The sequence below is a fragment of the Myceligenerans xiligouense genome (assembly GCF_003814695.1).
Taxonomy (GTDB): Bacteria; Actinomycetota; Actinomycetes; order Actinomycetales; family Cellulomonadaceae; genus Myceligenerans; species Myceligenerans xiligouense.
In genome coordinates, this window is record NZ_RKQZ01000001.1 from 4,128,306 (window position 1) to 4,142,065 (window position 13,760).

The following is a 13,760-nucleotide window of genomic DNA, read 5'->3' on the forward strand; positions in this document are numbered from 1 at the left end:
GTCGTTCACTTTCCCAGTCCCCCCTCAGCCTTTGAGCAGGTTGACGTCGTCGACCGAGGCCGAACGGCGGGTGCGGAAGATCGTCACGATGATCGCCAGGCCCACCACGACCTCGGCGGCGGCCACGACCATGACGAAGAAGGCGAGCACCTGCCCCGTGAGGTCGCCGTGAATCCGGGCGAACGTCACGAAGGCGAGGTTGGTCGCGTTGAGCATGAGCTCCACACCCATGAAGACCACGATCGCGTTGCGGCGCAGCAGCACCGTCGTCGCGCCGATCGCGAAGAGGATGCACGCCAGGACGACGTAGTTGGTGATGTCCATCAGGCGTCCTCCCCGCCGTCGGTGCCGGTCCCGGCCGTCGAGACCTGACCCGGGGGCCGCGTCTCGACCAGCGACGCCGGAGCCGCCTTCTCCTGACCGCGGATGCGCAGCACCCGCGACACGGACTGCTCCAGCGGACGCCCGTCCGGGCCGAGCGCCGGCACGTCCATCGCGTTGGTCTGCGCGTACACACCCGGTGCGGGCAGCGGGGTGAGCGTGCCGCCCTCGGCGAGCGCCTTGACCCGCTCCTCGGCGACGTACCGCTGCGTCCGCTTGGGCTGGAGCCGGCGCCGGTGGGTCAGCACGAGCGCGCCCATCGCGGCGGTGACCAGCAGCACGCCGACGGCCTCCATCGCGAGCACGTAGTCGCCGAACAGGACGCGCGCCAGCCCCACCGGGTTGGCGACCTGATCCTCGGTCAGCGGCGTGCCCGCCCGGAACGTGGCCTGCGAGACCACGCCGATCAGCACGATCGCCAGCCCGAGCCCGAGGAGCAGCCCGATCCAGCGCTGCCCGCGGATCGTCTCGGTGAGCGAGTCGGACGCGTCGACGCCGACCAGCATCAGCACGAACAGGAACAGCATCATCACGGCGCCCGTGTACACGACCACCTGGACGACGCCGAGGAACGGCGCCGAGGAGGCGATGTACATGATGGCGAGGCTCACCATGACGAACACGATGCACAGGGCGGCGTGCACGGCGCGCCGGACGAACAGCAGCCCGAGCGCGGCGAGCACCATGAGGGGCGCGAGCACCCAGAAGAGGAACGCCTCGCCGCCGGTCGTCGTCAACCCGGCCATGTCGGGCGTCATCGCGTTCCCCTTCCCGTGCCGCCGGGCTCCGGCGTCCCCGGCTCGGACCCGCGGACCGCGGGCACGTTCGCGTCGGCGCCGGCCGGCGCGCGGACCGCTCCGACGGCGGCCGCGCCCGCGGCCTTCTCCGCCTCGCCCGGACCGGCGTCGGGCCGCAGCTCGTGCTGCCGGGACGCGGGGCCCGGCCGCGTCCCGGTGGCCACGGCCTCCGCTCCGGCCAGGGTCTCGTCGTCGGGCCGGTGCTCACGGACCCAGTCGACCTGGGCCTGCGTGGCGCCGAGGACGTCGCCCCGGTAGTAGTCGGTGTCGGTGGTGCCCTCGGCCATGGGGTGCGGAGCGGCGAGCATGCCCTCGCTGAGCGGTGCCAGCAGGTCCTGCTTCTCGTAGATCATGCCCTCGCGCGAGTTCCCGGCGAGCTCGTAGTCGTTGGACATCGTCAGGGCCCGCGTGGGGCACGCCTCGATGCACAGCCCGCAGAAGATGCAGCGCAGGTAGTTGATCTGGTAGACGCGCCCGTACCGCTCACCGGGGCTGATGCGCGCCCCGGCCGATGAGTCCGCGTCGAGCGTTCCCGGCGCGGCGTCGGCGTTCTCCGGCAGGTCCGCGTTGGACGCGCCCTCCACGTAGATCGCGTCGGCCGGGCAGGCCCAGGCGCACAGCTCACAGCCGATGCACTTCTCCAGCCCGTCGGCGTACCGGTTGAGCTGGTGGCGGCCGTGGTAGCGGCCCTGGGGCGCCACCTTCTTGCGCGGGTACTCCTCGGTCACCGTCGGCTTGAACATCGAGGCGAACGTGACCCCGAAGCCCGCGACGGGGGCGAGGAACTCCCCCAGGCCCTTGGCCTGGGGACGTAGCGGCTGGTAGCCGGTCTCGTCGTGCCTGTCATCGGTCATTGCCGGCGACCTCCTTTCCGAACCGCTCGGAGGCGGGAAGCTTCTGCCCGGGCAGCGGCGGCACCGGGTAGCCGCCGGCGAAGGCGTCGATGGTCTCGGGCTCGGCCGGTTCCGGCCGGCGGCGCTTCTCGGGCCAGAACAGCATCGGGAGGAGCACGAGCACGACCACGCCGGCCGCGACGTAGAGGAACGTCGAGCGCGGCAGGGCGGCGACGGTCAGCGCCCACTGCACGCCACCCAGCACCACGACCCAGCCGAGAGCGACCGGGATGAGCACCTTCCAGCCGAAGATCATGAACTGGTCGTAGCGCAGGCGCAGCAGCGTGCCGCGCACCCACACGAAGAAGAACATCACGGCCCACACCTTGACGAGGAACCAGACGATGGGCAGCCAGCCCGTGTTCAGCGCGTCCCCCAGGAACCCGTCCGGGACGGGCGCCCGCCAGCCGCCCAGGAACAGCGTCACGGCCACGGCCGAGACGTTGAGCATGTTGATGTACTCGGCCAGGAAGAACCAGGCGAACTTCATCGACGAGTACTCGGTCATGTACCCGGACACGAGCTCGCCCTCGGCCTCCGGCAGGTCGAACGGCAGCCGGTTGGTCTCGCCCACCATCGAGATGATGTAGACGACGAACGCCGGGGCCAGCGGGATGAACCACCAGATCTGGGTCTGGCTGTTCACGATCTGCGACGTCGACATCGACCCCGCCATGATGAACACGCTGACCAGGCTCAGCCCCATGGCGAGCTCGTAGCTGATCACCTGCGCCGTGGAACGCACCGCGCCGAGCAGCGGGTACGTCGACCCGGAGGACCAGCCACCGAGCACGATGCCGTACACGCCCACGCTCGCGGCCGCGAGGATGTAGAGCACCGCCACCGGGAAGTCCGTGAGCTGCGCCGGCGTCGAGAAGTCCGTGAACGGGATGGTGACGGTCGGCCCGAACGGGATCACCGCGAACACCAGGAGCGAGGCCGACACGGACAGCATCGGCGCCAGCAGATAGACCACCCGGTCCGCCCGCGTGACGTTGACGTCCTCCTTGAGCAGCAGCTTCATCGCGTCGGCCAGCGACTGGAGCAGACCCTTCGGCCCGTGCCAGTTCGGCCCGGGACGCAGCTGCATCTTCGCCACGACCTTGCGCTCGAACCAGATCGCGAACAGCACCGACGTCAGCAGGAAGACGACGATCAGCACCGCCTTGACCACGGACGCGAGGACCGGCTCGGCCGAGAAGTCGGCGGCCACGCCGCCTTCGGCGGCGAGGATCACCCCGTTCATCACTGCTCCCTCCCGAGACGTCCGGCGTCGCCGTCCTCGGCTCGTTCCTCGCCCGCGGGCGCCGTCGCCCCGCTTCCGGCGGCCGGGGACCGGTGGTCACCGGTCTCGACCCGCCGCACGCGCACGACGTCGCCCGGCGTCGCACCGAGCGCGTCGTGCACCCGGCTGCCGACGCTCGCGAGCGGCAGCCACACGACACCGTCGACCATGTCCGCCGTCACCGTCACCGTCAGCGTGATCGCCCCGCGACCGGTGCTGACCTCGGCGCCGGAGCCGTCCGCCAGCCCGAGGCCGGCGGCCGTCGCCGGCGAGACGCGGACCACCGGCTGCTTGGCCGTACCCGCGAGGAACCGCTCACCGTCCTGCCCGCGGCCGTCGTCGAGCAGCAGGCGCCATGACGCCAGCACCGCCGTCCCGTCCGAGCCGGCCGCCACGGCGCCGCTCCCCTCGGCGTCGGCCGACGCCGGAGCCCCTCCGGAGACGTCCGCCCGCGCACCCGACCAGGCGCCGAGCGCGGCGACGGCGAGGTGCGCCTCGGCGGGCGTTCCGGCCTGGAGGTCACTGCCCATCCGGGCCGCGAGGACGTGCAGGGCGCGATGGTCGGGCAGCGCCGCCGAGTCGAGCGCGGCACCGAAGGAACGCACGCGTCCCTCCCAGTTCCAGTAGGAACCGGCACGTTCCACGGGCGGTGCCACCGGCAGGACGACGTCGGCCAGGTCGGTCACCTCCGAACGGCGCACCTCCAGCGACACCACGAACCCCGCGGCGGCCAGCGCCGTGCGGGCGTGGGCGGGATCCGGAAGGTCGGCCAGCTCCACGCCACCGACCACCACACCGGACAGGTGCCCGATGCTGAGGGCGTCGATGATCCCCGCCGTGTCCAGGCCCGGAGCCGCCGGGAGCCGCGCGGCGTCGGCGAGGCCCCACGCCTCGGCGACCTGCGAACGACCCGCCGGGTCCGTCACCGGACGGCCGCCCGGGAGCAGGTTCGGGAGCAGGCCCGCCTCGACCCCGCCGCGCTCACCGGCGCGGCGCGGGATCCACGCCAGCCGCGCACCCGTGGCCTCCGCCAGGGCGAGCGCCGCGGCGTAGGCGCCGGGCGAGGCGGCGAGGCGCTCGCCGACCAGGACCACGGAGCCCGGCTCGCGCAGCGCGGTGGAGGCCGCCGCGAGGCCGCCGTCCGGAGCCGTGCCGTCCGCGCCGGCCGCCGTCGTCGTACCGGCGGCGCGGACCGACGCGAGCAGCTCGGCCTCCGTGCCCGGGACCGCCGGGAGCAGCGTGCCGGACAGCTTGGTCAGGCCGCGTGAGGCGTAGGGCGCGACGCCGAACACCCGGGTGCCGTTCTTCGCGACCCCCTTGCGCAGCCGCAGGAAGGTGATCCCCGCCTCCTCCTCGGCCTCCAGGCCGACGAGCAGCACCGCGGGAGCCTTCTCGAGGTCGGCGAACGTGACGCCGACGCCCGTCCCGGCCACCGCGCGGGCCAGGAACTCGGCCTCCTCGGTCGAGTGCGCGCGGGCACGCTGGTCGATGTCGTTCGTGCCGAGCACCTGCCGCGCGAACCGCGACCAGGCGTAGGCGTCCTCGACGGTCAGGCGTCCGCCGGGGAGCATCCCGACGCCGCTCGCACCGCGCGCCTCGGCGAGGCCGCGGGCGGCGATCTCCAGCGCCTCCACCCACGAGGCCGGCCTCAGGTCACCGCGGTTGCCGTGCTCGTCACGGTCCCGCACCAGCGGCGTCGTGAGGCGGTCCGGGGCGGACTGCCAGGTGAACGCGAACCGGTCCTTGTCGGTGATCCACTCCTCGTTCACGACCGCGTCCTCGCCCGACAGTCGGCGCATCACCTGGCCCCGGCGGTGGTCGATGCGGATCGCGGACCCGCAGGAGTCGTGCTCGGCGATGCTCGGCACGCTCACCAGGTCGAAGGGGCGCGAGCGGAACCGGTACGAGGAACCCGTCAGGGCCCCGACGGGGCAGATCTGCACCGTGTTGCCGGAGAAGTAGGAGGAGAAGCCCTGCCCGCTGACGTCCGTCTCCGCGCCCGCCTTCACCGGGGCGGCACCCTCGCCCGCCTCCGCGTCGCCGCAGCCCCCGTCACCGCAGCCGCAGCCAGGGTTCTCGAAGCCGAGCACCTTCTCGTCGAAGCGGCCGATCTGCTGCCCGGCGCCGCGCATCTGGAGGGCGATGAAGGCGTCACCCGCGATCTCGTCGCTGAACCGGGTGCACCGCTGGCAGAGCACGCAGCGTTCCCGGTCCAGCAGGATCTGCGAGCTCAGCGGCACCGGCTTGGGGAAGGTGCGCTTCACGTCGTCGAACCGGCTGTCGGCCCGGCCGTTGCTCATCGCCTGGTTCTGCAGGGGGCACTCGCCGCCCTTGTCGCACACCGGGCAGTCCAGCGGGTGGTTCATGAGGAGAAGCTCCATGACCCCCTGCTGCGCCTTGTCCGCGACCGGCGAGGTGACCTGCGTCTTGACCACCATGCCGGGCGTGACCGTCATGGTGCACGACGCCTGCGGCTTCGGCATGGGACGCACGTTGCCCTCACGGTCCGGCATGGCGACCTCCACGAGGCACTGCCGGCAGGCTCCCGCGGGCGCGAGCAGCGGGTGGTCGCAGAACCGCGGGATCGCGATCCCGAGCTGCTCCGCCGCGCGGATGATCAGCGTGCCCTCGGGCACCTGCGACTCGATCCCGTCGATGGTGAAGGTCACCATCTTCGGCTCGGCCACCTCGCCCTCGGGCCTGGATGTGGTGACGGTCATCAGTGACCTCCCGCGCCCGCGCCCGCGAGGGCACCGGGCGTTCGCGTCTTCGGGGTGTACGGGAAGAGGGCCGACGCCGACGGGTCGAACGGGCAGCCGTGCCCGTCGATGTGCGCCTGGTACTCCTCCCGGAAGTACTGGATGCTCGACGTGATCGGCGAGGTGGCACCGTCGCCCAGCGCGCAGAACGCCCGGCCGAGGATGTTGTCGCAGAGGTCGAGCAGCAGGTCGATGTCCTGGTCCTGCCCCTCGCCCGCCTCGATGCGGTGCAGGATCTGCTTGAGCCAGTAGGTGCCCTCGCGGCACGGCGTGCACTTGCCGCACGACTCGTGCGCGTAGAAGTCGGTCCACCGGCTCACCGCCCGGACCACGCACACGGTGTCGTCGAAGAGCTGCAGCGCGCGGGTGCCCAGCATCGACCCGGCCGCGCCCACCGACTCGTAGTCGAGCGGGATGTCCAGGTGCTCGGCGGTGAACAGCGGAGTCGACGACCCGCCCGGCGTCCAGAACTTCAGCGGCTTCCCGCCGCGCATGCCGCCGGCCTGGTCGAGGAGCTCCCGCAGCGTGATACCGAGCGGCGCCTCGTACTGCCCCGGCCGCGTGACGTGCCCGGACAGGGAGAACAGACCGTGACCGGTCGACTTCTCCGTCCCCATCCCGGTGAACCAGTCGACGCCGCGCGCCACGATCCCGGGCACGCTCGCCACGGTCTCCACGTTGTTCACCACGGTCGGGCGGGCATAGAGCCCGGCCACCGCGGGGAACGGCGGCTTGAGACGCGGCTGGCCGCGCAGCCCTTCGAGCGAGTCGAGCAGCGCCGTCTCCTCGCCGCAGATGTAGGCGCCGGCGCCGGCGTGCACGGTGATCTCCAGGTCGAACCCGGAGCCCAGGATGTCCGTGCCGACATACCCGACACGCCGGGCCTCGGCCACGGCCTCCAGGAGCCGCCGGTACACGTGCAGGACCTCGCCGCGCACGTAGATGAAGGCGTGGTTGCAGCCGATCGCGTACGCCGTGATGATCACGCCCTCGATCAGGTGCTGCGGGCTGGCCATCATCAGCGGGATGTCCTTGCAGGTACCCGGCTCGGACTCGTCGGCGTTCACGACCAGGTACCGCGGGCCGCCGTCGTCCGGGGGCAGGAAGCCCCACTTCATGCCGGCGGGGAACCCCGCGCCGCCACGGCCGCGCAGGCCCGACTCCTTGACCGCCTGCACCAGGTCGCCCGGCGCCATCGTCAGGGCCTTCTTGAGCCCGCGGTACCCGCCGTGCTTCTCGTAGGTGGACAGCCGCCACGACCGCGGGGCGTCCCAGGTCTCCGTCAGTACGGGAAGAAGTTCGGTCATCGCGCGTCCTCCCCCGGCTTCTTGTCCTTGCCGACCTCGGTGTCCGCGGGCGTCTCGGGCCGGCGCTCGGCGCTCGAGCCGGGCTCGCCGGTGAGGGCCTCGCCCGCCGGCTCGCCGCCCGGGGCCGACGTGTCACCAGGTGCCGTCCAGCCGTGCTCGCGCGCGATCCGCACTCCGGCGAGCGTCGGCTCGCCCGCGCCCACGCCCTCGTGGGCGCGGCCGTCGGGGAATCCGGCCAGGACACGGCTCATCTGCTTGAACGAGCAGACGCTGTCGGCGCCGCGGGTCGGCGCCACGTCCTCGCCCGCCCGCAGCCGCTCGGTGACGTCGACGGCGGACTCCGGGGTCTGGTTGTCGAAGAACTCCCAGTTGACCATCATCACCGGCGCGTAGTCGCAGGCGGCGTTGCACTCGACCCGCTCCAGCGTGATCGCACCGTCCTCGGTGGTCTCGTCGTGCCCGACGCCGAGGCGGTCGCTGAGCTCGTCGAAGATCGCGTCGCCGCCCATCACCGCGCACAGCGTGTTGGTGCACACGCCCACGGTGTACTTCCCGTTCGGCTTGCGCTTGTACTGCGTGTAGAACGTCGCCACGGCGCTCACCTCGGCGGCGGTGATCCCGAGCTGCTCGGCGCAGAACAGGATCCCGTCCCGGGTCACGTACCCGTCCACCGACTGCACGAGGTGCAGCATCGGGAGCAGGCCCGAACGCGGGTCGGGGTAGCGCGCCATGATCTCGGCGGCGTCGGTCGTCAGGGACGCCAGCGTCTCGGCGTCGTAGGAAGCCCTGGTCTGGGCCGGCTCGGCCGTCATCGGTCCACACCTCCCAGCACGGGGTCCAGGGACGCGACGGCGACCACGACGTCGGCCACCTGGCCGCCCTCGCACATCACCGACGTGGCCTGGAGGTTGTTGAACGAGGGGTCACGGAAGTGCGCGCGGTAGGGGCGCGTCCCGCCGTCGGACACGGCGTGCACGCCGAGCTCACCGCGCGGGTGCTCGACCGTCTGCCACGCCTGGCCGGCCGGCACCGGGAAGCCCTCCGTGACCAGCTTGAAGTGGTGGATCAGGGCCTCCATCGAGGTGCCCATGATCTTGCGGATGTGCTCCAGCGAGTTGCCCTGGCCGTCGCTGCCGATGGCGAGCTGTGCGGGCCAGGCGATCTTCTTGTCGGCCACGATGACCGGATCGCCCTCGCTCGCGTCGAGCCTGGACAGCGCCTGCTCGGCGAGCCGCAGCGACTGGTAGCACTCCTCGATCCGGAGCACCACCCGGTCGTAGCAGTCCGCGTTCGTCGAGACCGGCACGTCGAAGTCGTAGGTCTCGTAGCCGCAGTACGGCGCGGACTTGCGCACGTCGTACGGCAGGCCGGTGGACCGCAGCACCGGGCCGGTCACGCCGAGCGCCATGCACCCGGCGAGGTTGAGGACGCCGACGTCCGTCAGCCGGGACTTGAAGATCGGGTTCGCCAGCATGAGGTCGCCCAGGTCCTTGAGATAGCCGCGGACCTTCTTCAGCGCCTCGCGGGCCTGGGTGGTGAAGCCTTCCGGCACGTCCTGCGCGACGCCGCCCGGGCGGATGTACGCGTGGTTCATGCGCAGCCCGGTGACCGCCTCGAAGAGCCGCAGGATCTCCTCACGCGCGGTGAACGCGACGGTCATCACCGTGGTGGCGCCCATCTCGTTGCCACCCGTGCCGAGGCAGATCAGGTGGGAGGCGATCCGGTTGAGCTCCATCATCAGCACGCGGATCTCCGACGCGCGCTCCGGCACGTCGTCGGTCACGCCGAGAAGCCGCTCCGTGGCCAGGCAGAACGCCACCTCCTGGAAGAACGGCGCCACGTAGTCCATCCGGGTGCAGAACGTGGGGCCCTGCGTCCAGGTGCGGAACTCCATGTTCTTCTCGATGCCGGTGTGCAGGTAGCCGATACCGGCACGGGCCTCGGTCACCGTCTCGCCGTCGATCTCCAGCATGAGCCGGAGCACACCGTGCGTGGACGGGTGCTGCGGGCCCATGTTGACGACGATGCGCTCCTCGCCGATGGCCTCCCGGGCGATCTCGTCCCAGTCGCCGTCGCCGTAGGCCTCGAACCCGCGGATCGTGCGGGCGGCGTCGTCGTCGATCGGCCGGGTCGCGTGGGCGGGGCCGTCGGCCCCGGCACGAGGTTCTGCTGTGGCGGTCACGAGTATGCCCTCCTCGTGTCTGGCGGGGGCACGGTGGCCCCCTTGTACTCGACCGGGATGCCGCCGAGCGGATAGTCCTTCCGCTGCGGGTGGCCCTCCCAGTCGTCCGGCATCTCGATGCGCGCCAGGCCGGGATGGCCGTCGAACACGATGCCGAAGAAGTCGTACGTCTCGCGCTCGTGCCAGTCGTTGGCCGGGTACACGGACGTGGTGGACGGGATGTGCGGGTCCTCGTCCGGGGCCGTCACCTCGAGGCGCAGGCGGTGGTTGTGCGTCACCGACACCAGGTGGTAGACGGCGTGCAGCTCGCGGCCGGTCTCGTGCGGGTAGTGCACGCCCGACACGCCGAGCGAGAGCTCGAAGCGCAGATCCTGGTCGTCGCGCAGCGCCTGGCACACGGGCTTCAGGTGCTCGCGGGCCACGTGCAGCGTCAGCTCCGCCCGCGGCGCCTCGGCCGAGTCGGCCCCGTGCAGATCCACGACCACCTTCTCGATCGCGGCGTCCGGGTCGGTGCCCTCCTCGCGCAGCACCTCGGTCAGCACGTCGACGACGCGGTCGAACCAGCTCCCGTACGGGCGCGACGACGGACCGGGCATCGCCACCGGCCGCACCAGGCCGCCGTACCCCGACGTGTCACCCGAGTCGTGCGCGCCGAACATGCCGTGCCGCACCTCGACGACCTCGAGGGGCAGGGCGACGCGCTCCAAATCGCTCGGGTCGCCTCCCGCACCGGAACCGGGCAGGCCCGTGTCCTGAGCCGCCTTGTCCTGCAAGGCCCTGCCCTGCGCCGCCTTGTCCGGCGTCGCCTTGTCCGGGGTGACCTTGTCCGGGGTGGCCTCGTCCTTCTCGTCGCTCACCGCAGCAGCCCCTTCTGCTCGAAGGTGGGCGTCGCCTCCATGGCGGCCGCCTCGGCCGCCCGCGCCGCCTCTTCGCGGTTCACGCCCAGCGGGGCGTTCTGCACCTGGTGGTGCAGCGCGAGGATCGCGTTGATCAGCATCTCCGGCCGCGGCGGACAGCCGGGCAGGTAGATGTCGACCGGGATCACGTGATCCACGCCCTGCACGATCGCGTAGTTGTTGAACATGCCGCCCGACGACGCGCACACGCCCATGGAGAGCACCCACTTGGGCTCACTCATCTGGTCGTAGACCTGCCGCACCACCGGCGCCATCTTCTGGCTGACGCGCCCGGCCACGATCATCAGGTCCGCCTGGCGCGGCGACGCGCGGAAGACCTCCATGCCGAACCGCGACAGGTCGTAGCGCGGCGCTCCCGCGGCCATCATCTCGATGGCGCAGCAGGCCAGGCCGAACGTCACCGGCCACATCGACGCCTTGCGCATGTAGCCGGCGAAGTCCTCGATCGTCGTCAGGAGGAATCCTGACGGCGCTTCCTCGACACCCATGTCTCCTCCTTCTCAGACCCAGTCGAACCCGCCGCGGCGCCACTCGTAGACGAACGGGACGGTGATGAGCGCCAGGAAGGCGAACATCGCGACCAGTCCGAACGTGGCGAGGGTGGTGAAGTCGACCGCCCACGGGTAGAGGAAGACCACCTCGATGTCGAAGACGATGAACGTCATCGCCACCAGGTAGTACTTGATCGGCAGGCGGCCGCCGCCCAGCGCGTTCGGCGTGGGCTCGATGCCGCACTCGTACGCGTCGAGCTTGGCACGGTTGTAGCGTTTCGGGCCGATGACCGCGCTCGCCGCGACGCCGCCCAGCGCGAGTACCGCCCCGATCCCCATGAGGATCAGGATGGGGAGATAGGGATTCATGCCGTTCCCCTCTGGAGTTCGTTCACGAGCTTGGTACCACCTTCGTCATGCCGGCGATGGTGCGGTCGATCCAGTCGCCGCCGCTCGGCTCGTAGCAGTCGGACAGGAGCTTGAGGACGAACTGCATCACGACCTTGCGCGGCAGCCCGTACTTCACGCAGGCCCGCATGACCTGCGGGTGCTCGATGAGCCGCACGAACCAGCGGCCCAGGGTGTAGTAGCCGCCGAGGTCCGCGCGCATCCGGTCGGCGTAGGTGGCCAGGGCCGCCTCGCGCGCCGCGTCGGTGGACTTGTGGCGGGCGGCGGCGATGGCCTCGGCGGCGACCCGCCCGGCCTGGAGGCCGTAGGCGATGCCCTCGCCGTTGAACGGGGACACCATCCCCGCGGCGTCGCCGGCCAGCAGCAGGCCGTCGGCGTACAGCGGGCCGCGGTTGAAGCCCATGGGCAGCGCGGCGCCGCGGACCTTGCCGGTGGCGGCCTCGGGGCTCAGCTCCCAGCCCTCCGGGGCGGAGTGGGTGAGCCACGTGTCCTGGAGGCGGCGGTAGTCGATCCCCGCGCGGGACTGCCGGGCCGGTGTGCTGTGCACGCTGCCCAGGCCGACGTTCGCGGTACCGTCGCCGAGCGGGAACACCCAGCCGTAACCGGGCAGCAGGTCCGAACGGCCGGGCTCGCCGGACCACAGTTCGAGGTGGGACTCCATGAACGGGTCGGCGTGCCGGGGCGTCGTGTAGTAGGCGCGCACCGCGGTTCCCATGGGCCGGTCGTCGCGGCGCATCCGCCCGACACCGGTCGCCAGGCGCGAGCTCACGCCGTCGGACGCGACGACGACGGGCGCGCTGAACGTCCGCTCCGGCCCGTCCGCGCGGCCCCGGCCGTCCAGCGGCTGCGTGGTGACGCCGGTGATCCGGCCGGTGCGCTCGTCGGTGACGGCGCCGGTGACCTTGGTGCTGGTGAGGAGCTTGGCGCCGCTCGCCTGCGCGTGCTGGGCGAGCGTCTGGTCCAGCGTCATCCGGGAGCGGGCCATGCCGTAGCCGGGGTACGCCGTGAGGTCGGGCCAGTCGAGTTCCCAGGAGCGGCCCGTGGCGTGCACGCGGAGGCCGCGGTTGCGGATCCAGCCGTCGCGCTCGTCGGTGTCGACGCCCATGCGCACCAGTTCCGAGACCGCGCGGGGCGTGAGGCCGTCGCCACAGATCTTGTCGCGGGGGAACTCGGCCTTCTCGAGCAGGAGCACGTCGAGGCCCGCGGACGCGCACCAGTGCGCGGTGGACGAGCCGGCCGGGCCGGCGCCCACCACGATGACATCAGCGTCGTCGTTCCGGCGCTTCACGTGCTCACCCCCGATTGTGAACTCGCTGCTGGGTGTCTTGACGGGTCCTTGTGAACCCTGTCACAACACCGCCACCCTAGCCACACGAGCCGGACATTGGGTAGCAAGGCGAACCTAACTTCGAGGGAAGCTCCGCGCCACGCGCCGTCGCCTCCCCACCCCCGACGGACGCGATCAGCCCGCCGACCACGCCATTGCGCTCGATGGGAACGTTCCCACCAGGCGCAATGGCGTGGTCGAGCGCAATGGCGTGGTCGCGGGCTCGGCAGGGCCGGGTCAGCCCGGCCCGGATCCGCCCGGCCGTGTTGGGGGCGTGGTTGGTGAGGTGTCAGGCCGGGCGGGTGCCTCGGTGGAGGGCGACCACGCCGCCGCTCGCGTTGCGGTACTGGACCGGTTTCCAGCCGGCGTCGAGCATCAGGCGGGCCAGGGCCACCTGGTCGGGCCAGGAGCGGATCGACTCCGCGAGGTAGTCGTAGGAGCCGCGGTCGCGCGTGACCGCGCCGGCGACCACGGGGAGCGCCCGCATCAGGTACTCCTGGTACACCATGCGGAAGGGCATCCACGTCGGCGTGGAGAACTCGCAGATCACCACGCGCCCGCCGGGCCGTGTCACGCGCAGCATCTCGCGCAGTGCCGCCGACGTGTCGACCACGTTGCGCAGGCCGAAACTGATCGTCACCACGTCGAAGGACTCGTCCGCGAACGGCAGCCGTGTCGCGTCACCAGCCACGAAGGGCAGGTCCGGGCGCCGTTCCTTGCCCACCCGCAGCATGCCGAGGCTGAAGTCCGACGGGACCACGAGCGCGCCGTCGTCGTCGAACGGCTCGCTGGAGGCACCCGTACCGGCGGCGAGGTCGAGCACCTTCTCACCGGGTGCCGCGCTCACCGCCTCCCGCACCAGCTTGCGCCAGCGCCGGTCCTGCCCCAGGGAGATCAGGTCGTTGGTGAGGTCGTAGCGCTTGGCGATGCCGTCGAACATCGACGCGACCTCGGCGGGCTGCTTCTCCAGGCTGGCGCGGGACATGGGGTCATCGTCCCACGTCCGGGACCGA

At 71.7% G+C, this 13,760-nt stretch carries 13 protein-coding genes; all 13 read right to left on the reverse strand.

Annotated elements, in window-relative coordinates; translation table 11 throughout:
• Positions 1–24 precede the first annotated feature (24 nt).
• Entirely contained in the window at positions 25–324 is a 300-nt protein-coding gene (gene nuoK, locus EDD34_RS18080; protein WP_123815803.1) for an NADH-quinone oxidoreductase subunit NuoK, read from the reverse strand.
• Positions 324–1,139, reverse strand: coding sequence for an NADH-quinone oxidoreductase subunit J (locus tag EDD34_RS18085; RefSeq protein WP_123815804.1), 816 nt, complete (start codon positions 1,137–1,139; stop codon positions 324–326). Before EDD34_RS18085 ends, nuoK begins: the two co-directional genes overlap by 1 nt.
• A complete protein-coding gene (gene nuoI, locus EDD34_RS18090; RefSeq protein ID WP_123815805.1) occupies positions 1,136–2,032 on the reverse strand; it encodes an NADH-quinone oxidoreductase subunit NuoI in 897 nt (298 codons plus the stop codon). The genes EDD34_RS18085 and nuoI overlap by 4 nt, the downstream gene beginning before the upstream one ends.
• Positions 2,022–3,317 (reverse strand): NADH-quinone oxidoreductase subunit NuoH, encoded by a 1,296-nt coding sequence (gene nuoH, locus EDD34_RS18095; protein ID WP_123815806.1) that lies wholly within the window; start codon positions 3,315–3,317, stop codon positions 2,022–2,024. The genes nuoI and nuoH overlap by 11 nt, the downstream gene beginning before the upstream one ends.
• Positions 3,317–6,076 (reverse strand): NADH-quinone oxidoreductase subunit G, encoded by a 2,760-nt coding sequence (locus tag EDD34_RS18100; protein WP_123815807.1) that lies wholly within the window; start codon positions 6,074–6,076, stop codon positions 3,317–3,319. The genes nuoH and EDD34_RS18100 overlap by 1 nt, the downstream gene beginning before the upstream one ends.
• Entirely contained in the window at positions 6,076–7,422 is a 1,347-nt protein-coding gene (nuoF, locus tag EDD34_RS18105; RefSeq protein ID WP_123815808.1) for an NADH-quinone oxidoreductase subunit NuoF, read from the reverse strand. Before nuoF ends, EDD34_RS18100 begins: the two co-directional genes overlap by 1 nt.
• A complete protein-coding gene (nuoE, locus tag EDD34_RS18110; protein WP_123815809.1) occupies positions 7,419–8,234 on the reverse strand; it encodes an NADH-quinone oxidoreductase subunit NuoE in 816 nt (271 codons plus the stop codon). The genes nuoF and nuoE overlap by 4 nt, the downstream gene beginning before the upstream one ends.
• Positions 8,231–9,544, reverse strand: coding sequence for an NADH-quinone oxidoreductase subunit D (locus tag EDD34_RS18115; protein WP_246012712.1), 1,314 nt, complete (start codon positions 9,542–9,544; stop codon positions 8,231–8,233). Before EDD34_RS18115 ends, nuoE begins: the two co-directional genes overlap by 4 nt.
• Positions 9,545–9,600: 56 nt before the next feature.
• Positions 9,601–10,347 carry an NADH-quinone oxidoreductase subunit C gene (locus tag EDD34_RS18120; protein ID WP_425462381.1) on the reverse strand — a complete coding sequence of 249 codons (747 nt, stop codon included), beginning with the start codon at positions 10,345–10,347 and terminating at the stop codon, positions 9,601–9,603.
• 110 nt (positions 10,348–10,457) lie between these two features.
• Entirely contained in the window at positions 10,458–11,009 is a 552-nt protein-coding gene (locus tag EDD34_RS18125) for a NuoB/complex I 20 kDa subunit family protein (RefSeq protein ID WP_123815811.1), read from the reverse strand.
• Positions 11,010–11,021: 12 nt separating this feature from the next.
• Positions 11,022–11,381: an NADH-quinone oxidoreductase subunit A gene (locus EDD34_RS18130; RefSeq protein WP_123815812.1), complete on the reverse strand. Its 360-nt coding sequence runs from the start codon at positions 11,379–11,381 to the stop codon at positions 11,022–11,024.
• Between the two features lie 22 nt (positions 11,382–11,403).
• The gene (locus EDD34_RS18135) at positions 11,404–12,708 is read right to left on the reverse strand and encodes a geranylgeranyl reductase family protein (protein WP_246012553.1); all 1,305 of its coding nucleotides are present in this window, start codon (positions 12,706–12,708) and stop codon (positions 11,404–11,406) included.
• 328 nt (positions 12,709–13,036) lie between these two features.
• Positions 13,037–13,732 carry a demethylmenaquinone methyltransferase gene (locus EDD34_RS18140; RefSeq protein ID WP_123815814.1) on the reverse strand — a complete coding sequence of 232 codons (696 nt, stop codon included), beginning with the start codon at positions 13,730–13,732 and terminating at the stop codon, positions 13,037–13,039.
• Between the last annotated feature and the right edge of the window lie 28 nt (positions 13,733–13,760).

What these genes read in the sequence shown, in the direction of transcription:
- nuoK (WP_123815803.1), bottom strand. Translation starts at nt 324, where the DNA reads ATGGACATCACCAACTACGTCGTCCTGGCGTGCATCCTCTTCGCGATC.
- EDD34_RS18085 (WP_123815804.1), bottom strand. Translation starts at nt 1,139, where the DNA reads ATGACGCCCGACATGGCCGGGTTGACGACGACCGGCGGCGAGGCGTTC.
- nuoI (WP_123815805.1), bottom strand. Translation starts at nt 2,032, where the DNA reads ATGACCGATGACAGGCACGACGAGACCGGCTACCAGCCGCTACGTCCC.
- nuoH (WP_123815806.1), bottom strand. Translation starts at nt 3,317, where the DNA reads ATGAACGGGGTGATCCTCGCCGCCGAAGGCGGCGTGGCCGCCGACTTC.
- EDD34_RS18100 (WP_123815807.1), bottom strand. Translation starts at nt 6,076, where the DNA reads ATGACCGTCACCACATCCAGGCCCGAGGGCGAGGTGGCCGAGCCGAAG.
- nuoF (WP_123815808.1), bottom strand. Translation starts at nt 7,422, where the DNA reads ATGACCGAACTTCTTCCCGTACTGACGGAGACCTGGGACGCCCCGCGG.
- nuoE (WP_123815809.1), bottom strand. Translation starts at nt 8,234, where the DNA reads ATGACGGCCGAGCCGGCCCAGACCAGGGCTTCCTACGACGCCGAGACG.
- EDD34_RS18125 (WP_123815811.1), bottom strand. Translation starts at nt 11,009, where the DNA reads ATGGGTGTCGAGGAAGCGCCGTCAGGATTCCTCCTGACGACGATCGAG.
- EDD34_RS18130 (WP_123815812.1), bottom strand. Translation starts at nt 11,381, where the DNA reads ATGAATCCCTATCTCCCCATCCTGATCCTCATGGGGATCGGGGCGGTA.
- EDD34_RS18140 (WP_123815814.1), bottom strand. Translation starts at nt 13,732, where the DNA reads ATGTCCCGCGCCAGCCTGGAGAAGCAGCCCGCCGAGGTCGCGTCGATG.